We start from the raw sequence: 22,467 nt of genomic DNA on the forward strand, positions 1-22,467 counted from the left end.
CCTTCAGCTGCTGGCCCGGCAGGCCGCGCCGGCCTGATACGCGGCGCATCCTCCGGTGTCCGGCGTCACCAAACATCCGCCACGCCGATTTCGCGCAGGCCTTTTTCAACGGTCTCGAACCGATTTTGATACGCCTCCATATGAGACACCCTAACACCATGCCGACGTGCCGGGAATGGCGAAGCCTGCGGGGGTCGCATATGTCCTGATTTTTGAATGTCTCGAATGTCGCTGCTTTTGCGACAGACCCCGACTTCCCGAAAAAGACCAAAACGGGAATCTCAGAGGCTTCCGGAAACCGTCGCGCTAAGCTAAAAGGTCTGAGAAGACCTTTTAGCTTAGCATTTCGTTTCGCGCGCCGATGCTTTCTGCCAGACCCGTTGCCATCCCATAGTCGACAGCGAACTGATTGGCCCCGATACAGTCCATCCCGATGATCGCCACACGCTGATTCATCCCGCCAAGCCTGGCGAATAACTGCAACGCCGCGACGCTCACGTGGATACTACTGTGGATCCGCGCCGATAAATTTCTGAATATCTTCTAACAGCATTCAGATTATTTGAGGGAGCCCCGCTTCAACGCTGATCCAGACCTATTACGACTGAATGCCAGCGCCGCGAGCGTGCACAGTGCTCCGGACAGAAGGTAGCCTCCGACCGCCATAAGGCCGAAGTTGCTGGCGAGCAGCAGCGCTGCGAGTGGCGCAAAGCCTGCACCAATAAACCAGGCCGCAGTCGCGGTTGTCCCAGCACCGGTATAGCGGTGTCGAGGCGAGAAGCGGTCGTTCAGCACTCCTGAAGACTGGCCGAACGACAGACCGAGAAGGACAAAACCCAGGATCATATAGCTCCATTCGCCACCCGCCCCCTGGTCGAGCAGCCGCGGCGCGAAAAGGCTGAACGCACCGATCAGCACCGCCGAGACGCCAAGCAGCGTACGACGCCCGATGCGGTCGGCGAGAATGCCCGAGAGTGCGACGGCTACAAGCCCGACGGCCGCCCCGACCAACTCGATCGTGAGGAAGCGCGCTGGCGGCTCACCAGACTTGAGTACGAACCAGGAAAGCGGAAAGACGGTGACAAGGTGAAACAGTGCGAAGCTGGCGAGCGGTGCAAAGGCACCCAGCAGGACGACCCTGCCATGGTCACGAAAAAGTTCGGAGAGCGACGAGGGCTGTAGCTCCCGGCTTTCGAACAGCTTTTCAAATGCTGGCGTCGAGATCAGGCGCAACCGGGCGAACAGCGCGACAACGTTGATCACGAAGGCCACGAAGAAGGGATAGCGCCAGCCCCATTCGAGGAAGTCGGACGTCTTCAGGGCGGTCAGGAGGAACGCGAAGACAGCGGTAGCTACGAACAGGCCGATCGGAGCGCCCAACTGGGGGATCATCGCGAACCAGCCACGGCGTTTCGGCGGTGCGTTGAGCGACAGCAGGGAGGGAAGGCCGTCCCACGTGCCACCGAGCGCAAATCCCTGGCCGACGCGGAAGAGCGCAAGGAGCACCGCGGCACCGCTTCCAAGCTGCGCATAGCTGGGCAGAAAGGCCATGGCCGCCGTTGACCCGCCGAGCAGGAACATCGCGACGGTCAGCTTGACCCCGCGACCGTGTTTGCGATCCACCCGCATGAACAGCAACGCGCCGAATGGGCGTGCAACGAACGCCAGCCCGAAAATCGCAAACGAGTACAGCGTGCCGGTGAGCGCATCGAGGTAAGGAAACACCAGCGAGGGAAACACCAGCACCGAGGCAATCGCATACACGAAGAAGTCGAAGAATTCCGACGACCGCCCGATGATCACGCCAACGGCGATTTCACCGGGTTTGATCCGGTGGTCGCGCGCATTGATGAGCCGGGCGTCTCGCTCCAGCGCGGTCGAGTTGCCCGGATCCAGGGTCGTGGCTGCCATCCCGTCTATCCTCTATTCCGGCCCTTTTCGGAACGCCGGCCCATCGTAGGGCACGCCGCGCCGAATCCAGGCTGATGATGGGTCACCTTACCGCCACGCAATCGACAAGACTTTGACCGTGGTCAAATGCGGGCACGCTAGCCCAGGCTATCGCCTACGCATGCGCAGAGCAGGATCATCCATCGCCCGACGGGCTGTACGCCTACCATTCGCCCTTCTGCCGATGTTGCTCGGCGGGTGCGACATGGTCGTCATGAACCCCACCGGCGATATCGCCGTCCAGCAACGGGACCTCATTCTCTTCTCGACCGGGGTCATGCTACTGGTGGTCGTGCCGGTCATGGTGATGACAATATGGTTTGCGTGGCGGTACCGTCGCGGCAATCCCAACAAGACCTACGACCCGACCTTCGATCACTCGACCACGCTGGAGTTGGCGATCTGGTCGATCCCGCTGCTGATCATCGTCGCGCTCAGTGCAGTCACCTGGACCAGCACGCACTTGCTCGACCCCTTTCGACCGTTGGACAGGCTTTCGGCTGGCCGGCCGGTGCCGCCAAACACCAAGACACTGGAAGTGCAGGTCGTCGCGCTCGACTGGAAATGGCTGTTCATCTACCCCGAGCTGGGGATCGCCACCATCAACGAGCTGGCGCTGCCGGTAGACGTACCCATCCGCTTCTCGATCACCTCGACGAGCCAGTTCAACACCTTCTACGCACCCACGATGGCGGGCATGATCTATGCCATGCCGGGCATGAAGTCGCAGCTGAATGCTGTTCTGAACAAGCCTGGCGAGAGCTGGGGCTACTCCGGCAATTACACGGGCAGCGGCTATTCCGACATGCGCTTCAAGCTGCGTGGGCTAGCGCCTGCCGACTTCAATCGGTGGGTAGCCGAGGTTAAGAGTAGTAAGCAGAGCCCGCTCGTGCCTGCCAGCTACGTCGCTCTGGAAAAGCCTAGCCAGAAGGTACCGGTGATGCACTTCCCGTCGGTTACGCCGGGGCTGTTCGGCCGGGCGGTGAACGGCTGTGTTCAACCCGGCAAGACGTGCATGGTTGATGTGATGCGCCACGACATGGCCCGCGGTGGCGGCGACCCCGCCGATGGGCGGATCGGCAGCGGCATGCCAGCAGGCCGCAATACTGCGCCCGGTAACCGCAGCAAGCCTACTCCTGCGCTGCAGAAGGCGCCGGAGGACAAGGGCACGGGACCCAACGTCACCAAGCCGGCCAAGCCTGGCGCTCCTGGGCCACAAAAGCCCGGCGACCAGCGTAACCGTGACATGTCCGCCATCGATGCCATTCCCGCCTCCGGCGCCTCGCGCGCTGCGCGGGCCTGATCTTAGCCATTCGGGATTATCATGACCGATAACAGCCTTCTCAAGACGATCTTTGGACGTCTCACCTGGGAATCCTTCCCTCTCCACGAGCCCATCTTGTTCGGCACCTTTGTCGTCGTGGTGTTGCTCGGCCTCGGCATCGTCGGTGCGGTGACGCGCTACCGGCTTTGGGGCTATCTGTGGAAGGAATGGTTCACGAGCGTCGACCACAAGAAGGTCGGCGTCATGTACATCATCCTGGCGATCGTCATGCTGCTGCGCGGGTTCTCCGACGCGCTGATGATGCGCGCGCAGCAGGCGGTCGCGTTCGGGTCGAACCCTGGCTACCTGCCACCGCACCATTACGATCAGATCTTTACCGCCCACGGGACGATCATGATCTTCTTTGTGGCGATCCCGCTCGTGGTCGGTATCGTCAACTTCGTCATGCCGCTGCAAATCGGCGCGCGCGATGTCGCCTTTCCTTTCCTCAACAACCTCAGTTTCTGGCTAACTGCGGCAGGCGCCGTACTGACCATGATCTCGCTGTTCGTTGGCGAGTTCGCCCGCACCGGCTGGCTTGGCTATGCGCCGCTTTCCGAACTCGCCTACAGCCCGGACACCGGGGTCGATTATTATCTATGGTCGCTCCAGATCGCAGGGGTCGGCACCACGCTGTCGGCGATCAACATGGTCGCCACGATCATCAAGATGCGTGCGCCCGGCATGACCATGATGAAGATGCCGGTCTTCTGCTGGACTGCCCTGTGCTCCAATGTTCTGGCCATCGCGATCTTTCCGGCGCTGACCGCGGCATTCTTCCTGCTGATGCTCGACCGCTACGTCGGTACAAACTTCTTCACCAACGAGCTCGGCGGTGCGCCGATGATGTACTGGAACATGGTCTGGATCTGGGGCCACCCGGAGGTCTACGTCCTCGTCCTGCCCGCGTTCGGCATCTATTCGGAGATCACCGCGACCTTTTCAGGCAAGCCGCTCTTCGGCTATTCGTCGATGGTTTATGCGACGGTGGTCATCACCATCCTGTCCTACCTCGTCTGGCTCCACCATTTCTTCACGATGGGCGCAGGGCCGAGCGTCAACAGCTTCTTCGGCATCGCGACGATGGTGATCGCGATCCCGACCGGCGCCAAGATCTTCAACTGGCTGTTCACCATGTACCGGGGCGACATTCGCTTCGAACTGCCGATGATGTGGGTGGTCGCTTTCATGCTGACCTTCGTGGTCGGTGGCATGACGGGTGTACTGCTCGCTATTCCGCCGGCCGACTTCGTGCTCCACAACTCGCTGTTCCTTGTTGCCCATTTCCATAACACGATCATTGGCGGCGTGGTGTTCGGGCTATTCGCCGGCATGGTCTACTGGTTCCCCAAGGCCTTCGGCTTCAAGCTCGACGAGTTCTGGGGCAAGGTGGCGTTCTGGGGCTGGGTTGCCGGCTACTGGATCGCGTGGACGCCGATCTACGTCGTCGGACTCATGGGCACCGCACGCCGGGTCAACCATTTCGATGATCCCTCGCTGCAACCCTATTTCGTCGTCGCCGCGATCGGTGCGGTGGTCATTCTGGTCGGCATCCTCGGCTTTGTTATGAGCATCATCATGGGCTTCGTGAAGCGCCACGAACTTGCCGACACGACCGGCGATCCCTGGGGCGGTCGCACGCTCGAATGGTCGACGACCTCACCGCCGCCTGCTTACAACTTTGCGTTCACGCCCGTGGTCCATGACCTGGATGCCTGGTACGACATGAAGAGCCGCGGCTACGAGCGCCCGGCGGGCGGTTTCCGTCCGGTGCACATGCCGCGCAACACGGGGACCGGCGTGATCCTGTCCGGTCTGGCGCTGGGCCTTGGCTTTGCCATGGTCTGGTACATCTGGTGGCTGGCCGCGCTCTGCTTCGCTGGTCTGATCGTCGTTGCCGTCGGGCACACGTTCAACCTCAAGCGCGACTATTTCATCCCCGCCGACGAAGTCGCGCGGACAGAGAGCCAGCGCGTGCCGCTTGCCGAGGGGATCTGACATGACCGACCACGCTCTCGAGCACGGCAACGCCCTGCCAACGACCTGGCACCTTGCTGAAGAGGGGGACCACGACCATAGCGGCAGTGGCGCGACCCTTCTCGGCTTCTGGATCTACCTGATGAGCGACGCGCTCATCTTTGCCTCCCTGTTTGCGATGTACGGTGTGGTGAGCACCGGCTACGCCGGGGGGCCGGTTCCGCGCGAGATCTTCGACCTCAAGCTGGTCGCGCTCAACACCGCATTCCTGCTCGCCTCGTCGATCACCTTTGGCCAGGCAATGCCGCACATGGAAGCCGGCCGTGTCGGCCCGACTCGGTTCTGGCTCGCGGTCACCGGACTGCTCGGCGCGGCCTTCGTTGGTGTCGAATTCTACGAGTTTGCTCACCTCATAGCCGAAGGGGCAGGGCCGCAGCGCAGCGCCTTCCTGTCGGCGTTCTTCACGCTTGTGGGCACGCACGGTGCGCACGTCACGGTCGGGCTGATCTGGATCGTCACCATGCTCGTCCAGATCAGCCAGCACGGCCTCAGCCAGCCGATGAGGCGCCGGCTGATGTGCCTGTCGATGTTCTGGCACTTCCTCGATATCATCTGGATCGGTGTCTTCACCTTCGTCTATCTGTATGGAGTAATCCGGTGAGCCGCGCTTCGATCGAGGGAGACACCGCGCTCCACAGCCATGGCGACACGCACGACCATGGCAGCCGCAAGGGATACAGGATCGGGACCATCCTCTCCATCCTGCTGACCATCGTGCCGTTCTGGCTCGTCATGTCGGGCGCCCTACATGATGCCACGACCACCGCGGCGCTCATCTTCGCGATGGCGATGATCCAGATCGTCGTGCATGTCGTCTGCTTCCTGCATCTCGACACACGATCCGAAGGCGGCTGGAGCCTGCTGGCCTTCCTCTTCACGGCGGTGATCGTCGTCCTCACGATCGGGGGATCGATCTGGGTGATGTACCACCTCAACACGAACATGATGCCGATGCCCGGCATGGATGGCCCAGTGCGTTGAGGGCGCGTGCCGGGGTGCAGGCGACCGGCGGTGCCCCGTTAAACAAGGCCAAGCGCCGGGCGCTTGCGGCCGTCAGCCTTCTTGCGACGGCATTGTTCCTCGGGCTCGGCGTCTGGCAGGTCGAGCGCCGCGCCTCGAAGCTGGCGCTGATCGAGGCAGTGGCTAAGCGGGTGGACGCGCCGCCCGTGCTCGCGCCACCTCCAGCCCAGTGGCCGGCGATCCGCCCCGAGCATGATGCCTACCGACACGTCACGATCCGGGGGCGTTTCCTTAATGACCGCGAGACGCTGGTGCAGGCACTGACCGAGGATGGTGCGGGCTTTTGGGTGATGACGCCCCTGCGAAGCGATGGCGGCGCCGTGGTACTGGTCAATCGGGGTTTCGTACCCTCCGAACGCAAAGAGCAGCCCACGCGTCTTAGCGGCCTTGTGCAAGGCGAGGCGAGTGTTGTTGGCTTGCTGAAGATGAGCGAACCCAAAGGAGGCTTTCTGCGCTCCAATCAGCCGGCACAAGATCGCTGGTTCTCACGCGATGTCGATGCGATTGTTCGGGTGCGCGGGTTGGGGCACGCCGCTCCGTACTTCATCGATGCGGACGCGGCGCCCAACGCAGGCGGCTGGCCGCGCGGGGGCATGACCGTGGTTTCCTTTCCCAACAACCATCTGGTCTACAGCATCACGTGGTTTGGCTTGGCGATGCTGTCGCTTACAGGACTGATATTGGTGCTTCGCACGCGGCGCTGAAAAGGCCTGCCGTTAAACGGCCCTGCCCGAGATGTACCTAACGACGCATAACGCAAATACGCCGCGCGGACCCCGCGCGGCGCAGATCATATGTCCAGTACGATGGACAGCGGCTTACAGTCGGATGCCGAGACCGACGCCGAACACCAGTGGATCGAGGCCGAGCTTGACCCGCTGCGTTCCTGCGGCAGTGGTATCGAGGCGGACCTTGGTGTCGATGTCGATATACTTCACGTCGAGATTCAGGAAGACCTTCGGTGTGATGTCGACGTCGATACCTGCCTGGGCAGCCCAGCCGAAGCTGTCCTTCATGTGGACGCGGGTATTCCCCACGGCAGCTTCCAGGCCGTCCGATGCCTTCTCGTTCCAGAAGACTGTATAGTTGATACCGGCACCGACATAGGGGCGGATGTGGGACGTTGGCGCGAAGTGGTATTGCGCGGTCAATGTGGGCGGCAACACCCAGGTCGAGGCCAGTTTACCGATCCCGCCCGTGGTTCCCCGCTCACCGCTCGCCTTGTGCTTCGTCGTCGAGGCGATGAGTTCGAAGCCGATATTGTCCGTCGCCATGTAGGTCACGTCGACTTCGGGCATCGCGCTGTTGTTCACCTTCACGGTCTCGCCGGGAAAGGCGGGCAGCACGCTGCCGGAGTGCTCGTTGGGCGCGACGAGGATTGCACGCGCGCGCAGCAGAACGTCACCGGCCTGGATTCCCACCCGCCGGGCCTCCGGCGTTGCCTGTACATCCGTCTGCGCCAATGCCGGCGCCGCGGCACCTGCGGCCGCAAGCGCCAGCAATCCTCCAATCCCCCTGAACGTGTTCATCGCCGATCTCCTTTGTTTCGATCTGGCGTCTCAATAGGCGCGGTGCTGTCGCCCGGCCTTGACCACGGACAAACGTGTGTTTGACGGCGGTCAAAGTCCGTCGAGGCATTTGCGCGCATCGCGGTGGTCATGTGGACCTTCTATCCTGATCTGCTGGCGCGGCCGGTGCCGCGCTATACCAGCTATCCTACCGCCGCGGAGTTCGACGACACAGTCGGCCATGACGACATGGCTGCAGCACTTGACGCAGTTCCAGGCGAGGAGCCGATCTCCCTGTACCTGCACATCCCCTATTGCCATGCGATCTGCTGGTACTGCGGCTGCAACACAGGTGCGGCAAACCGGACCGCGCGGCTCGACGCTTATCTGGCGCGCCTGCACGAGGAGATCACGTCGGTAGCGACAAGGCTTGCCGGCCGGGGCAGGGTAGGGCGGATTGCCTTTGGCGGCGGTAGCCCCAATGCCCTGTCTCCCAAGGCATTTGTTGCGTTGGTCGATCATGTTGTCACCGCCTTCCGCTGCGCAGACGCTGTGCTGTCGGTGGAACTCGATCCGCGCGGCTTCGAGGCGGATTGGGCATCGGCGATGGCCGATACAGGCGTGACCCGCGCGAGCCTGGGCGTGCAGACGTTCGATCCGAAACTGCAGGCCGCCATCGGCCGCGTTCAACCTGAAGCAGATATCCGCCGCACTACCGACCTCCTTCGCGCGGCCGGCGTAGAGTCGATCAACTTCGATCTCATGTACGGGCTGCCGGGCCAGGATGACGCTACGCTCCAAGCCACGCTTGATACTGCCCTGACCCTCGCGCCCGACAGATTGGCCGTTTTCGGCTACGCGCATGTGCCGAACCTGATCCCGCGCCAGCGCCGCATCGATGCACGGGCGCTCCCGAACGCGGCAGCGCGGTTCGGCCAGGCGATGCTGGCGCACCGCCGCCTGGGCGAGGCCGGTTACGAACCCGTTGGCTTTGATCATTTCGCCCGACCGCAAGATGCGCTGGCGCGTGCTGCTGCAAACGGCACGCTTCGCCGCAACTTCCAGGGATTTACCGAAGACAAGGCTGACGTGCTGCTCGGCCTGGGGGTCAGTGCGATCGGGCAGTTTCCCGACCGGCTGCTCCAGAACGAAAAAAATACCGGACGCTGGCATGCCGCGATCGACGGCGCGCGCTTTGCGACCACACGCGGCGTACGACGGACGGCTCAGGACATCGTCCGCGGGCGTGCGATCGAGGCGATCCTGTGCCGCGGAGCAGCGGATCTGGCCGATGTTCCGGAACTGGGGGGCATTCGCTCCCGCATGAGCCGCTTCGAAGATGTCGGGTTGATCGGGTGGCGCAACACGCGACTGGAGTTGGCAGACGAGGCGCGGCCCTATGCGCGCGTAATTGCGGCTACCCTCGACGTACACCGCGTAGAAAATGGCGCGCGGTTCAGCAATGCGATCTGAAGACGCCAGCGGGCGGCAAGATCGGCGCGGCTCGTCGCGTCAGGCGACAGGATGGGTTATCGCGACTATAGGGCGCTCATGGCCCTGACCGACCTATGCGCTGACTGTGCGGTTCGTGACCGCTCATTGTGCGGCAGCCTCGACAATTCTGAACTCAGAGCGCTCAACGCCCTTAGTCAGAGGCGCGACGTCAAGCGTGGACAGGTCGTGGCCTGGGCGGGGGATGAAGCTGTGATCTGCGGCAATCTGCTGGACGGCGTGCTGAAGCTGGTTGCCACCACCACAGATGGGCGCGAGCAAATTGTTGGGCTGCTGTACGCGGCAGACTTCTTCGGTAAGCCTTATGCCGGAGAAACGGACTTCGACATCGTCGCGCTGACCGATGCTGAACTATGCGTTTTCCCGCGCCCTGCCTTCGAGCGAGTGCTCGACGATCATCAGCGTATGGAACGGTTGCTGCTGCAACGCACGCTCGATTCTCTGACCGAAGCGCGGGAACGTATTCTGGTCTTGGCGCGCAAGTCAGCGGCCGAGAAGGTAGCCGGCTTTCTGATCGACATGGCGGTACGCGCAGGCGAAAAAGGGTGCCGGGCGACCACGGAAGGACCGATGACGTTCGATCTTCCGCTGACGCGCGGGCAGATCGCAGACGTACTTGGCATGACGATCGAAACGGTAAGCCGCCAACTGACAAAATTAAAGGCGGACGGCATCATCGCCTTGCCCGGAGCCCGCGCGGTGACGATCAGCGATCGCGCCGCGCTTGCTGCTCGTGCCGAGGCGGCCTGAACCGCTCTGTCATGTCGACACGAAGCGCCTACGGCTTGCGCGCCCGCGCAGGCTGTCGATCAGCACCGATCGGGCTGCCTGCGTCAGCCGGTGACGGGCCAACGCCAGGATGGCAAGTTCCTCGCAATCCATTGCCTGTCGGCAGCCATCGAAGAAGCAACGCAGCATATAGCCGAGCATGTTGGGCGACAGTCGCTCCGCCATGTTCAGGCTGCCGCGCAACGCGTCCACCAGATCCTCAGCGTGGGTGGCATCGGCAAGGTGGCGGGCACGGACGTGTTCGATCAGAACGGCCGCCAGCGGGTCCGCCGCATCATATAACGATGTGACGTCGGGATAAGGGGACGCGGTGACGCCGCCTTGATCGTAGAGTCCCGCCAGGGCGTCGCATATCTTCTTCACCACCGGAGCGGGGGGAAGCGTCGGTAATTCGTCAGCACAGCATTCAAGTAGATCGCATAGCTCGCCGAGATGACGATGATCGTCGACGAGACGCAGGATATCGTCTTCCGGTATTTCGTTCGACTGGCTCGTGAGCGACACGACTGTACCGCCAGACCATTGAAGGTTCATCGTCAACTGCTCCTCGTCCTATGGTCAATGCCCACAGCGCAAGGACGACGATGTGCAGCAACATCGGCCGTCGAGCATTGACCGCCGTCAAAGCGCTCGCGTTTGTGGCGCCTATGAACGCATGATGGAATATGATGTGATCGTGGTGGGTGCCGGACCCGCAGGACTGGCCCTTGTTAGGGGCTTGGCAGGCACCGGCCTCAGCGTTGCGCTGGTCGAACGGCAGTCGCTAACGGCACTTGCCGACCCGGGCTGCGACGGCCGTGAGATCGCCCTGACGCACCGGTCGATCGAGACCTTGCGCGCATTGGGCGCATGGGAATTGATCACGCCCGCAGCTGTATCGACGCTGCGCAGCGCGTCGGTACTCGACGGCACGTCGTCGTTCGAGCTTCCCTTCGGCACCGAAGGATTGCGCGAAGACCATTTGGGTAAGCTCGTCGCAAACCACCATATTCGGCGCGCGCTGTTTGCCGCGACAGCCGGGCAGGCGGAACTGGCGGTTTTCGCGGGCACGGGCATGGCCGCCATCTCCACCGCGCGGGCAGGCGCGTCAGTGACGCTCGAGGATGGCCGCACGCTGCGGGGGCGCTTGTTGGTGGCTGCCGACTCCCGCTTTTCCGACGTTCGAGCGCGGCTGGGGATCGCGGCGCGGGTGAACCGGCCCGGTCGATCGATGCTGCTGGCTGAGGTCGAGCATGATCGCGATCATCACGGCGTCGCCACCGAGTGGTTCGGGCACGGCCAGACTATCGCGCTCCTCCCTCTGACGGGGCGACGATCGTCTGTTGTCCTGACGTTGGCCGAGGATATGATCGCGCGGCTGGCGGCGCGCAGTCCCGCTGCTCTCTCCGACGAGCTGACGCGGCGGTCCGGTGAGCGATTGGGCACGATGCGGATGATGGGCCGACCTCATGTCTATCCGCTTGCCACGACATGGAGCGAGCATTTCGCGGCCACTCGCGCGGCATTGATCGGCGATGCGGCGGTGGGCATGCATCCGGTGACCGCACACGGCTTCAACCTGGGGTTGCGCAGCGCCGTCTCGCTCGCCGGCCTGGTTGCACGCGGAGCTGCGCAAGGTCGAGACATCGGCGCACCCTCGCTCCTGCTTCGCTATGAGTCCGGGCACCGGCTGGCCGCAGCCCCCCTGTTTGCCGCGACGGGATTTATCGTGCGGGCATATACCGACGACCATCTGCCGGCGCGTCTCGCAAGACCGGTCTTGTTGCGGGCGGCGGGGCACATGTCGCCATTGCGCAAAGGGGTGTCGCGGATGTTGATGCAGCGCTGAGGCGTGCAGGGGCTTGTGCAGGCACGTTCGGCATCAACCGGCCGGTTCAGCTGAAACCCACTCTTTGACGGTGATCAAACCGTTCTGGCGGAGGTTGTGGCAGGCACGCAACCGTTGAACAGGACGAAAGACGACGAATGACGCAGCTGTCGAATGCTCCACGGTTCTGGGAACGCACCCATCATCTCGGCCGCATGGACCTGCGCGAGCTGGTGGTGGCCTATTTCTCGCATTACGCGGTTATCATCTATCTCGCGCTGGCAGGACTTAGCTTAGCCGCTTCGGCCCGCTGGCCAGCCCCACTTGCACCGACGCTTGCGAGCGCCCTCCTTGTCATGGTCGCGTACCCGCTCGTCTGGTACGTATTGCATCGCTGGGTGCTGCACAGCCGCTGGATGTTCAAAGTGCCCGCCCTGGCCGGCATGTGGAAACGCATCCATTACGACCATCACATCGATCCGGACCGGTTGGAGATCCTGTTCGGGGCCCTGCATACGACCCTGCCGACTCTGCTGGTGGTGGCGGCGCTGCCGGGATGGCTGATCGGTGGGACGGGCGGAGCCTTGGCGGGGTTCGCGACGGGACTGCTGTGCACGTGCTTTTATGAGTTTGCGCACTGCGTGCAGCATCTTGGCTGGAAACCCCGCAACCGCTGGCTGGCGACGTTGAAGAAACGCCATATGGAGCATCACTTTCACGACGAGCACGGCAATTTCGGCATCACCAACTTCGTCTGGGACCGCCTGTTCGGCACGCTCTACGACCGCGCTAAGCACCCGCAGAAGAGCGCAACCGTCTTCAATCTGGGTTATGACGACGAGATGGCCCAGCGTTATCCCTGGGTCGCCAACCGGTCCCGCTCCGCTGTCGCTGGCAACCCGCGACGGCACCGCCGGCGCGGCTAGCGCTACCGGTTAGCGGCACGCGGCTGGAGAATGTCACCGACGTACTCGAGCAGATGCGCAAGGCCTCACCGAGAAGCGCTCTCGCCCTCGACTTCACCGCAAGAGTAAGAAGCATCGACGGGACATCCTTCGCCCATCGTCGAACCACGAGGATAGCAATGACCGATCGCATCGCGTGCGCCGCGCTACGTTCCCGCATCACCGATGCCGATACGGCCGCAGCACTGATCCGTCCCGGCGAGACGGTGGCAGCCAGTGGGTTCACGGGATCCGGCTATCCCAAGATGGTGCCGCAGGCGCTAGCCCGGCGCATGGCGGTAGAGCGAGCCGCAGGCCGACCCTTCCGCGTCAATCTGTGGACCGGTGCTTCAACAGGCCCGGAGCTTGACGGTGCGCTTGCGGCAGTCGACGGCATCGCGCAGCGTCTGCCGTACAGCGCCGACCCGGTCGCCCGCGAGAAGATCAATCGCGGCGAGATCGACTATCTCGACATGCACCTGAGCCAGGTTGCGCCGATGGCGTGGGAGGGTGTGCTTGGACCGCTCGACACAGCCATCGTCGAGGTGACCGGCATCCGCTCCGACGGATCGCTCATCCCGTCTTCATCGGTCGGGAACAACAAGACCTGGCTGGATCGTGCGCAGCGCGTCATTCTTGAGGTCAATCGTTGGCAGGATCCCGCGCTGGAGGGCATGCACGACATCTATTATGGGACGCGCCTGCCACCGGATCGTGTGCCGATCCCGTTGGTTCGCCCCGACGACCGCATCGGGACGCCATACCTTGCGTGCGATCCCAACAAGATCGTCGCGATCGTCGAAACCGATGCGCCAGACCGCAACCTGCCTTTCGCTGGGCCCGACGACACTGCGCGCGCCATCGCTGGACATATCATCGAGTTTCTGACGCATGAGGTGTCGCGCGGTCGCTTGCCGCCCTCGCTGCTGCCGATCCAGTCTGGCGTCGGCAACATCGCAAACGCGGTGCTGTCCGGCCTGGTCGATGCTCCGTTCGAGCCGATGACGGCCTATACCGAGGTGATCCAGGACGGCATGCTCGATCTGCTGGACGCAGGGAAGCTGCGCATAGCGTCTGCCACCGCCTTCTCACTCAGTCCGCAAGCGGCAGCACGGCTTAACGCTGACTTGGCCCGCTACCGCGGCCGTATGATCTTGCGCCCCCAAGAGATCAGCAACCATCCCGAACTGATCCGGCGCCTCGGCTGCATCGCGATGAACGGCCTGATCGAGGCGGACATATACGGGAACGTCAATTCTACACTAGTGATGGGGTCGCGTATCCAGAACGGCATCGGCGGATCGGGAGACTTTGCGCGCAACGCCTATGTCTCGATCTTCATGACGCCCTCGACGGCCAAAGGGGGCAAAATATCGGCGATCGTGCCGCAGGCAGCACATGTCGACCACATCATGCAGGACGTGCAGGTGATCGTCACCGAGCAGGGGCTGGCCGACCTGCGTGGCCTGTCGCCGCGTCAGCGTGCTAAACTCGTGATCGATCGCTGCGCCCATCCCAGCTACCGTCCCCTGCTGGTCGACTATGCGGCACGGGCGCAGGGTGGTGCCTATGGCCTCCACGCCCCCTCGCTGCCGAGCGAGGCGCTCTCCTGGCACCGCCGTTTCATGGAAACCGGAACAATGCTGCCGGCTTGACCGCGGTCAATGCCCCCGCACGCGAATACGCGCATCATCGAAGGGTGCAAGGAGATCGCCATGACCATCATCGACACCCAACTGCTCGTAACCCGCGAGGGCGTGCGCCTGCACGTCCGACAAGCTCGCAGCGAGGATGAGCAGATCCTTGCCACCTTCTTTTCACGCATAACGCCCGAGGATCTGCGCTTCCGCTTTTTGACGAGCGTGCGTCAGGTTAGCCACGACAGGCTTGTCGCCATGGCCCAACCCAACGATGACCGTACCAAAAGCCTCGTAGCCTTCGATGACAATAGCGAGTTGATCGCGACGGCGATGCTCGCAGGTGACGCCGCGCTTGAACGTGCGGAGGCAGCGATCGCGGTTCGTAGTGATTGGAAAGGTCAAGGAATCGGATGGACGCTCCTCGAGCATCTGCTCACCCATGCCCGACAACTGGGTTACGCCTCGATTGAGTCGCTGGAGGACCGAGCAAACCGGCGCGCCATCGCACTGGAGCAGGAGATGGGCTTCGAGAAGTTCCCGGTAGAAGGCGAGCCGGCACTGGTCCGGGTTACCTGCCAGCTGCGTCCCCCCTCGAAAAGCTTCCGGGGCAGCTAATAAATCGCAGCGGTTCGGCGTAACATGTCGGGAGGCTCACGCTTACCGACGCACGATTAAATTTGAGCGAAGATCGGCTCCCCCGAGCGCTACCTTCCAGACCTTAGAACAGGCATCCATCGCCCAAACGCCTAACCGTCGCTTCTGAGCAGCTTCACCGATCCTTAATAGGTCCCGATTGCATCGCGTAGCTGACTCATTTTGTCGCTGATATCCTAAGTTGCGCGACGGCCGAGCCGGTGACAGTTTTCCGAGGGGCCGGGCTGTCGCGAAAGTCGGTTGCTAAACTCCGGCGTTTCGATGCACATTCGCGACATGCTGATCGGCTATGCCCGCGTCTCGACCGACTACCAAAACCTCACCCTTCAACGCGCGGCGTTAAAGGAAGCTGGCTGTCGCCGCACGTTTGATGAAAAGGTATCAGGCGCGAAGCGCGACCGGCCCGAACTGGCGCGGATGCTCGACCAAATCCGCGACGACGACGTGGTGGTGGTGACGCGGCTCGATCGGCTCGCCCGATCGACTAGAGACCTGCTCGATATCACCGAAAAGCTGAACGACGCGGGCGCAGGTCTGCGCTCGCTCGCCGAACCGTGGGCGGATACCACGTCCCCCGCGGGGCGGATGGTGCTGACTGTGTTCGCTGGCATCGCCGAGTTCGAGCGTGCGCTGATCTATCAGCGCACCAGTACCGGGCGCGTCGCGGCAAAGGCGCGAGGTGTGCGCTTCGGCCGACCGTCCAAACTCACCGGCGACCAAATCGCGTTAGGCATGCGCCTGGTCGGTGAAGGTACGTCTGTGCGCGAAGCGGCGAAGCTGCTCAAATGTCATCATGCCACGCTTTATCGAGCTCTCGCCCCAGCAGAGTAGATGCTCGTATAGATGACTCAGCGGCGAAGCGGGCATCTGTTGCCAACATGCCGATCCGACCGCATCCTACGGTCAGGAGATATGGGAGGGCAGCGTGAAAGTACGGCTCACAATCATGGCAGGTATCTTCCTATCGGGGTGCACCGTAGAGCGCATTGGCCCGCCGGGTGTCACATTGACACGACCAATTCGTGTTAAGTCCGAAGAAGTTAAGGTCTTTCAAAGTGCGGCTGATGTGAAAGATCATTTTAGTGTGGTTGATACCGTTTTTGTTAAAGATGACGGTCAAACTCTTCCCCGCGTGTTGGAACGCCAGTTGCGCGTCATGGCAGGCGCACGCGGCGCCAACGCGATTATCACCGATCCGCTGAACCGTAGGCTAAATGGCACTCGGGTGGACTTGAGGCCAACGCTAGATAATTCGTTCGAGTATTTTAGCGCGACAGCTATTTGGATCGGCGATGGCGAACCTCCTCGAAAGTATTTGGGGACACTGGGCGAACACCGATAGCGAGGCAATCATTCCTGGACTTCTACGAGGCGTTGACGGCCTAGTTTGCCCCTTAACCGTTGCGCAGTGGCCTCTACCATCCGCAACCCTCAGCGTTTTTCAACAGCCTCGAACGGTTGTGACACCCCGCACCGGCGCTTTGACCGTTCCAATCCTGAAAGCTGACTGGCAGGAAAGTCCTCAAAATGAAGCGTTCTGACCGGTCGCCGGGCTCGCTCAAGCGGTCAGTTCGCATATGAACGAGCGGCAGGTTTCGGGCAGCGGGAAGGGGCGCCTGAATGGCCGGGATTGGGTCACAGGCGGCTGCTAAGGCGATTTCCAGCTCAGCGATGCCGCCGCTTTCTAGATTGCCCCGTAATTACGGGGCGGTGATAGCGCCCGCGTTTCACCGCCACGCTGCCGTTCAAATATCGTCGTCCCAGCCCGCGTCCCAATTACCGTCCGCCTCCATCGACGCGATCAGCCGCCGTATCGTCAGCAGGATTTCCACGAGCCGTGGGCCGTCAATCGGCCGAGCGTGCATCGCCGGACGGCGGTGAGCGGTCAGCCGCTGAAGGTCAACCTTGAAGCCGTCGCGATCGGCGAACACCGGCTCGAACACGGCAGTCCAGTTGCGATTGCTCGTGATGATCGTGATCAGCTCGCCCAAATTGGTAAAGTTGATCAGCGGCTGCTTCGGCTCGCCGGCTTTATAGGCGTCTCGGCGAACCCGCATCGCATCGCCGACGATGTTGCCGGGCACCCACGTGGTGAACCACTTGGTCGGGTCTTGGCCGTCTGCCTCGCACGCAGCCGCGAGCTTGGTCGCTACGAAGGCGCGGAGCGCCACCTCGAAGCCGTCGATCGCGCGATAAGCATCATGGCGCGCGCGGCCTGCGGTGACAGTCATCCTGAGCGGCCCGATCTCGACCACCGCGCGGGTGCGGCCGCCGGTGCGCTCGCCCGCTACCGCGCCGCTCTCGACCAGCAGTTCGACCACCTCGGCGCTGGACGCGTCAACGAGCCCGGCATCCACCTCGGCGTCGCGATAGGTCCGTGCGCGCACCGCCGGGTCGCGGAAGAAGCCCGCCGGCAGGTCGCTCCGCATGTGCCAACGGCCGAACAGCGCGTCGAACGCCGCCTGTCCGGCGAGCGCGCGCGGGCCGAACAGGTCGAGCGATCCACCGAACGCCGACAGCTTGAGCGCGGTCGCGTCCGAGTAGCGGTCGAGCGCGCGCCTGCCCGAAACCGTCGGCGCGAGCTCGCCGACGCGGACGATGCCAGCTGCGGCGCGCGTCAATCTGTTGAGTTGCCCGTCGATCCCGCGCGACACATTCAGCGCCGCGGCCATCGCCTTGCTCGAATGGGCGTCAATGTTGCTCGCCCAGAGGCTGGCCCGCGCTGCTGTCTGCGCGCGGACCGCCTCCTGGATCACGTTTGGCAACGTCGCCCCGGCGGCAGTTCTGACAAGGCTGCTGGTCCCAGCCAGGTCGGCGAAGCGCTCGCCGGCTCTGTCCAGCTGGCGCTGCTGTTTGACGAACGCGCCCGCCGCGCTGGCTGCGCCGATGTTCCCGATGAGCACCTTAGTGCTGAAGGCGTCCTGGCCTCTGAGGAAGTCCGTGATCGCGCCGACGCCAAGATGGTCGCGTTTAATTTTGCCGATCGTGTCGCCCAGCAGTATTTTCTGGCCGCGCGCGATATCGTCGGCAACCGAGCGCGGTGCGGCGATTGCCTGACCCAGCAGCGCCTTCTCGCGCAGGATGCCGAGCTCGGCACCGAGCGGACGAGTCAGCTTCAATGCCTGCTCCACTGCCGAGGTTCGCAGCCCGAGCGCCTCTGCCAGCTTGCGCTCCTGCCGCAGATAATCGTCGATCGCCATCGGCATGCCTCTCCTCAATCGCGGCCCTCCCAATATGGGGTGCAGTTCGACCGGCTGCTACTCTCTTGGCCGGCCCGCGATGACATTGGTGGTCGGCGGAGGCGCTGGTTGCCGGCTCGCCAAGTGGGACATGATGCCAGACGCCTGATAGCGGCATGAGGTCGTCAGTAAGCCCGAGCCCGCGGACAAAATCGGTTCAGCGCGGGCTTCGAAGATACCCTTCATGCCAGGATCGTGAAGCGGTTCTCGGGCTGGAGCGACCTTGCTGACAACTCCAGCGGTCAGCGATCGTGGAGCAGGTCGTTGCTGAACGAACGGCCGCTTCCGGGGAGTGCATTTGCTGCCTCGAACGTCCGGTTCTGGGTCTTCAAAGCGGTACCGTCTACCGCACATCCTTCGTGTCGAGCCTGCCGCCCGTACATCCTAGAACGGGCGGCCCTTTAAGCCTGACGTGCGGCGGGAATATCACTTGGGGAAATGGATCCCACAAAGCTTATTGCCATCGGGGTCGCGAAAATAGGCGAGCTCGATCGTCCCCATCGACGCAGTCTCGCGTGGGCCAGGCGGGGCTTCGATCGAGGTGCCGCCATTGGCAACCGCGGCATCGTGAAGCTGCTTCACCTGCTCAGGTGAGTTGCATGAAAAGGCGACGGTACTGCCGTTCGCGACGGTCGCAGGTTCATCGTTTATCGGCTGGCTGACGATGAAGTTCGTTCCGTTGCCATTATTGTAGATGAGCCGGGTGTGGCCGCTGTCGGCGATATTTCGCATCGGTTCACCGACGCCGAGTGTCCCGAGCACCGTATCGTAAAAATTCTTCGATCGTTCGATGTCGTTCGATCCGACCATGGTATGAAACAGCATGCTTGTTCTCCTGCTTAAGGCGTTATTCTATAGATACGGGTGAAGTGGACGCTACGGGCGGTCATCCAGTTCCGGAACACCGCTTTGCCCGTCGGCGTAGGCAGCCATGAAGGCCGGCCTGGTCTGCCACCGCCGCCAGAACGCGTCGATATGCTCGAAACGCTCGTCCAGTGGGGTGGCGTTCACCGGGTACTTGGAAAACGCGATCGCGGTGGCCAGCGTGATGTCTGAGAAAGTTGGATGGTCTCCGCCAAGTAGCCACGCCCGCCCGTCAGCAAAATGCCGGTCGACCAGTGCAGCATGCGCTAGCGCCACCTTGCGCGAATGCTCACCCCATGCGGGGTTGTGCGTCAGCTCCAACTTGGGCCCGAGGCCCTGGTGCAGGACGTGGAAGGCGGTGACGATTGGATAGAGGATGTGGACCCAGACCCGGTTGTCCCACATCTGATCAAGGCCGCGCTCGATCGGCGTCTGGCCCATGATCTTGCGGCCTTCGAAGCTGTCGTCGAGGTAGCGCGCGATAGCCGACGTCTCGCTCAAAAAGGACCCGTCCGCCAGCACCAGCGTCGGCGTCTCGCCCCACGGGTTCATCTTCAGGTGTTGCCACCCGCGCTGCTCACCCCCAGGCGACATGTCGTACACCGTCTTGGCAAACCGGTCGGCGATGCCTTTCTCGTGCATGAAGATGCGCAGCCGCTGCGGATTGGGGAAAGCGGAGGGGGAGGTATAGAGCGCCAGCTTTTCGGCCATTGGAGGTCTCGCTTTCATCGATCATATTGTCGATCACATCACCTGCCTGTCAGATGACAGGTTTACATCTGTGACGCAAAACTTGCCCCGTCAACCCCTGTCTGCCATATGACAGGTGGAGGCGTGATTATGGCGGCAACGACGAAGGAGAATGCGCGGGAGGCCATCCTGCTGGCCGCACGCGAGGCGGCGATGACGCGCGGCTATGGCGGCATCAACTTCCGCGACCTCGCCGCGAAGGTCGGCATCAAGGCCGCCAGCATCAACTATTACTTCACCAACAAGGCGTTGCTCGGTGAGGCGGTAGCGCGTCGCTATCAGGAGGATATTGCCCGCGACCTCGAGAAGATATCCACCGACGCGAAGGACGCCTGGGACGCGTTACGGCGATACCCGAGCATTTTTCGGGCGTCGCTGGAGCGTGACAATCGGATGTGCCTCAGCAGCTTCATGGCAACCGAGCGTGACGAGCTGCCTGAGCCGGTTCTGAAACAGGTACAGGCTTTCGCTGACGTCAACGTGGCGTGGCTCAGTAAACAGCTTGCCGCCGCAGCGATTGGCTTGCCTGAAAGCGTCGAGGCAAGAGCGCGAGCAATCTACGCGGCGGTTGCCGGCGCGCAAATCATTGCCCGCAGCAGATCCGACATCGCCGTATTCGATGCTCTGATCGAAAGCTACCGCGCGGCGGGGCCGCTCCCGAGCTAGCTCCTTGTGCTGTCCTAAATCTCGTAGCTGCACGCTCGACAGACATGAACCAATGACCGGTATGGGGATTGGCGAGGTGAAGGCTAAATGACCGTTTCTGGGTCTTCAAAACGGCGGAGTAGCCGGTCTGCAATGCGTCCCAAATGTGGTCCTTCGCCGCCATCATCATCGATACCGAGACCTGCCGTTCATTCATAGGGCTGCTAATTGTTGCGCTTCCCGCGGTCATGCAGCCCCTTCTAGCGCCGGTTGAAGTGCCCGGTGAAAGGCATCACCTCGCCGCCCGATGATGGCTGTCAATTGGGCCGCATTCAGCGCCAGAATAGCATCTTTGTCGCGATGCCCGGCTCGATAGAGCGACAGAATTTCACCGCGTGTAAGAGGGAACGAAACGGCGGAGATAGGAAGCGCATCAGCGGGGAGACCAAGGTCGAGTCGGGTTAGCAGCAGGGCCGCCGCTTCCGGATCGTCTGCCCGGCCAAGAACGATGGCCGCGATCCGTAACGCAGAGTCCAAGAGAAAGCGTGAGCCATCTGCAAATCCCCGTATGTCTCCGTGCCCAACGCGCGAAAAGGCATTTGATGAGTAGCGAGCTTCGATATCGGTCGTCGGCTCACCCGCGATCCAATCGCTTACAATCAACGCGCGCTTACAGCGTCCATAGAAGGCAACATCGCTATCGGCTCGATGGCTCAACGAGCGAGCAATGTTGAAACCGAACCGCGCCCCCGCTTCTTGCTGCCAGCGGGGCTCCCCGTTCTTACCACTTTGGGGCGTGTAATCTTCGTCACGCTCTGGAAGGCACTCGATCAAAACAAGAAGATTTTCGAGCGTCGCATCGCCTGGCTCGATGCGGCGCAATAGCTCAACGAGTCGCATTGCGGATTCTAGACTGAGCGGCGATTCACCGCAGGCACGGCCTAACATCGTAAGCCGCAGGTTATCGCCCTCTTGGTCAATCAAACCATCCGCGATCATCCGGTTGATGAGGCGCTCCAGATTTTCGCCCATCTGAACCCGCCAGCCTGGATTCTGGAGCGCAGCGAGATAGCCTCCATAAGTGTTTGCTACCAAATCTATGACCGCCTCACGCGGCACGTCGCGAACCTGCGCGAGCAAACGTATTACCCAAGTGCCGGGCTGATTGGGATTAAACGAGGACGTAATCGCTTCAGGCTGACCCTGCACATACTGCCTGAAGAGCTGGTTTCGCTCCATTGGCGTATCGGCGAGAATGATTGATTTACCCTCAGCCTCAAATCCGAGGCGGCCTGCACGTCCAGCCATGTTTTTATACTGCCCCACCGTGTAAGGCGTGCGTACTCGGCCCGGGAAATCGGTTTCAGCGATGATGACTGTCGATGCCGGGGTGTTCACCCCCGCCGCGACGGTGCTGGTAGCCACAAGGACTTTGATGCTGCCGTTGTGGCCGCGAAAGCCTCTCTCGACAGCCACGCGCTCGTCTCTTGTCAAATCGCCATTGTGAAAGGCGACGCCGCCTGCGAGGGCCCGACGAAGGCGTTCGGACATAGCTGACGGATCGCCTTCGGGGAGCGCGTCGAGAACGTCTTGCGCGGCATCGAGCCCCAGTTCGTTGGCAAGATATTCCGCACACCCACTTGCCGGTCCGCGCGCGTTTCTGAACATGAACCGCCCCGGGTTTGTCGGAGGCTCCAACTCCTGAGAAGGTGGAGCCATGACGAGCAAGACGACGAACAAGTTTGCGCCCGAAGTCCGCGAGCGAGCGGTGCGGATGGTTTTCG

The 22,467-nt window shown here is 62.3% G+C and carries 21 protein-coding genes; 14 read left to right on the forward strand and 7 right to left on the reverse strand.

All coding sequences use genetic code 11. The features are described 5' to 3' along the window. Positions 1 to 558: 558 nt before the first annotated feature. The gene (locus U1708_RS00005; RefSeq protein WP_332741502.1) at positions 559 to 1,911 is read right to left on the reverse strand and encodes an MFS transporter; all 1,353 of its coding nucleotides are present in this window, start codon (positions 1,909 to 1,911) and stop codon (positions 559 to 561) included. 244 nt (positions 1,912 to 2,155) lie between these two features. On the opposite strand from U1708_RS00005, the gene cyoA reads away from it, so the two are divergent. From cyoA to U1708_RS00030, 5 genes are read left to right on the forward strand one after another with little or no spacing between them, the layout of a single operon-like run. Next, positions 2,156 to 3,253, forward strand: coding sequence for a ubiquinol oxidase subunit II (cyoA, locus tag U1708_RS00010; RefSeq protein WP_443029897.1), 1,098 nt, complete (start codon positions 2,156 to 2,158; stop codon positions 3,251 to 3,253). Between the two features lie 21 nt (positions 3,254 to 3,274). Beyond that, positions 3,275 to 5,272, forward strand: a complete 1,998-nt coding sequence (gene cyoB / locus U1708_RS00015; RefSeq protein WP_332741504.1) for a cytochrome o ubiquinol oxidase subunit I — start codon at positions 3,275 to 3,277, stop codon at positions 5,270 to 5,272. A gap of 1 nt (position 5,273) precedes the next feature. Next, positions 5,274 to 5,912, forward strand: a complete 639-nt coding sequence (cyoC, locus tag U1708_RS00020; protein ID WP_332741505.1) for a cytochrome o ubiquinol oxidase subunit III — start codon at positions 5,274 to 5,276, stop codon at positions 5,910 to 5,912. Continuing rightward, entirely contained in the window at positions 5,909 to 6,292 is a 384-nt protein-coding gene (cyoD, locus tag U1708_RS00025) for a cytochrome o ubiquinol oxidase subunit IV (RefSeq protein ID WP_332741506.1), read from the forward strand. Before cyoC ends, cyoD begins: the two co-directional genes overlap by 4 nt. A 14-nt stretch (positions 6,293 to 6,306) precedes the next feature. Then, entirely contained in the window at positions 6,307 to 7,035 is a 729-nt protein-coding gene (locus tag U1708_RS00030) for an SURF1 family protein (RefSeq protein WP_332741507.1), read from the forward strand. Between the two features lie 114 nt (positions 7,036 to 7,149). On the opposite strand, the gene U1708_RS00035 is transcribed toward U1708_RS00030, so the two are convergent. Beyond that, positions 7,150 to 7,860: an OmpW/AlkL family protein gene (locus U1708_RS00035; protein ID WP_332741508.1), complete on the reverse strand. Its 711-nt coding sequence runs from the start codon at positions 7,858 to 7,860 to the stop codon at positions 7,150 to 7,152. Positions 7,861 to 7,989: 129 nt separating this feature from the next. Between U1708_RS00035 and hemN the strand changes: the two genes are divergently transcribed. Beyond that, positions 7,990 to 9,312 (forward strand): oxygen-independent coproporphyrinogen III oxidase, encoded by a 1,323-nt coding sequence (gene hemN / locus U1708_RS00040; RefSeq protein WP_332741509.1) that lies wholly within the window; start codon positions 7,990 to 7,992, stop codon positions 9,310 to 9,312. A 51-nt stretch (positions 9,313 to 9,363) separates the two neighbouring features. Beyond that, complete coding sequence (locus tag U1708_RS00045; RefSeq protein WP_332741510.1) at positions 9,364 to 10,101, forward strand: Crp/Fnr family transcriptional regulator; 738 nt, start codon at positions 9,364 to 9,366, stop codon at positions 10,099 to 10,101. A 9-nt stretch (positions 10,102 to 10,110) separates the two neighbouring features. Here the strand turns inward: U1708_RS00045 and U1708_RS00050 are convergent, their stop codons facing one another. Next, positions 10,111 to 10,680: a hypothetical protein gene (locus tag U1708_RS00050; RefSeq protein ID WP_332741511.1), complete on the reverse strand. Its 570-nt coding sequence runs from the start codon at positions 10,678 to 10,680 to the stop codon at positions 10,111 to 10,113. Between the two features lie 115 nt (positions 10,681 to 10,795). Between U1708_RS00050 and ubiM the strand changes: the two genes are divergently transcribed. The 6 genes from ubiM (at position 10,796) to U1708_RS00080 (ending at position 16,527) form a co-directional block, all read left to right on the forward strand. Beyond that, complete coding sequence (ubiM, locus tag U1708_RS00055; RefSeq protein WP_332741513.1) at positions 10,796 to 11,968, forward strand: 5-demethoxyubiquinol-8 5-hydroxylase UbiM; 1,173 nt, start codon at positions 10,796 to 10,798, stop codon at positions 11,966 to 11,968. Between the two features lie 137 nt (positions 11,969 to 12,105). Beyond that, positions 12,106 to 12,873, forward strand: a complete 768-nt coding sequence (locus U1708_RS00060; RefSeq protein WP_332741514.1) for a sterol desaturase family protein — start codon at positions 12,106 to 12,108, stop codon at positions 12,871 to 12,873. Between the two features lie 158 nt (positions 12,874 to 13,031). Continuing rightward, entirely contained in the window at positions 13,032 to 14,546 is a 1,515-nt protein-coding gene (gene scpC / locus U1708_RS00065) for a succinyl-CoA:acetate CoA-transferase ScpC (protein WP_332741515.1), read from the forward strand. Positions 14,547 to 14,606: 60 nt separating this feature from the next. After that, positions 14,607 to 15,146, forward strand: a complete 540-nt coding sequence (locus U1708_RS00070) for a GNAT family N-acetyltransferase (protein WP_332741516.1) — start codon at positions 14,607 to 14,609, stop codon at positions 15,144 to 15,146. A 315-nt stretch (positions 15,147 to 15,461) separates the two neighbouring features. Further along, positions 15,462 to 16,016, forward strand: a complete 555-nt coding sequence (locus U1708_RS00075) for a recombinase family protein (RefSeq protein WP_332741517.1) — start codon at positions 15,462 to 15,464, stop codon at positions 16,014 to 16,016. A 94-nt stretch (positions 16,017 to 16,110) separates the two neighbouring features. After that, positions 16,111 to 16,527, forward strand: a complete 417-nt coding sequence (locus U1708_RS00080; RefSeq protein WP_332741518.1) for a hypothetical protein — start codon at positions 16,111 to 16,113, stop codon at positions 16,525 to 16,527. A 403-nt stretch (positions 16,528 to 16,930) separates the two neighbouring features. Here U1708_RS00080 and U1708_RS00085 read toward each other — a convergent pair whose 3' ends face one another. From U1708_RS00085 to U1708_RS00095, 3 genes are all read right to left on the reverse strand, one after another. Next, positions 16,931 to 18,385 (reverse strand): hypothetical protein, encoded by a 1,455-nt coding sequence (locus U1708_RS00085; RefSeq protein WP_332741519.1) that lies wholly within the window; start codon positions 18,383 to 18,385, stop codon positions 16,931 to 16,933. Between the two features lie 465 nt (positions 18,386 to 18,850). Continuing rightward, complete coding sequence (locus U1708_RS00090; protein WP_056679234.1) at positions 18,851 to 19,249, reverse strand: VOC family protein; 399 nt, start codon at positions 19,247 to 19,249, stop codon at positions 18,851 to 18,853. Between the two features lie 51 nt (positions 19,250 to 19,300). Beyond that, the gene (locus U1708_RS00095; protein WP_332741520.1) at positions 19,301 to 19,999 is read right to left on the reverse strand and encodes a glutathione S-transferase family protein; all 699 of its coding nucleotides are present in this window, start codon (positions 19,997 to 19,999) and stop codon (positions 19,301 to 19,303) included. Positions 20,000 to 20,128: 129 nt separating this feature from the next. Here U1708_RS00095 and U1708_RS00100 point away from each other — a divergent pair, with 129 nt between their 5' ends. Then, complete coding sequence (locus tag U1708_RS00100) at positions 20,129 to 20,704, forward strand: TetR/AcrR family transcriptional regulator (RefSeq protein ID WP_332741521.1); 576 nt, start codon at positions 20,129 to 20,131, stop codon at positions 20,702 to 20,704. A gap of 225 nt (positions 20,705 to 20,929) precedes the next feature. Here U1708_RS00100 and U1708_RS00105 read toward each other — a convergent pair. Then, on the reverse strand, positions 20,930 to 22,467 hold a 1,538-nt coding region (locus U1708_RS00105; RefSeq protein WP_332741522.1), incomplete at its 5' end, for a helicase-related protein.

Source organism: Sphingomonas arabinosi, from assembly GCF_036663715.1.
Taxonomy (GTDB): Bacteria; Pseudomonadota; Alphaproteobacteria; order Sphingomonadales; family Sphingomonadaceae; genus Sphingomonas.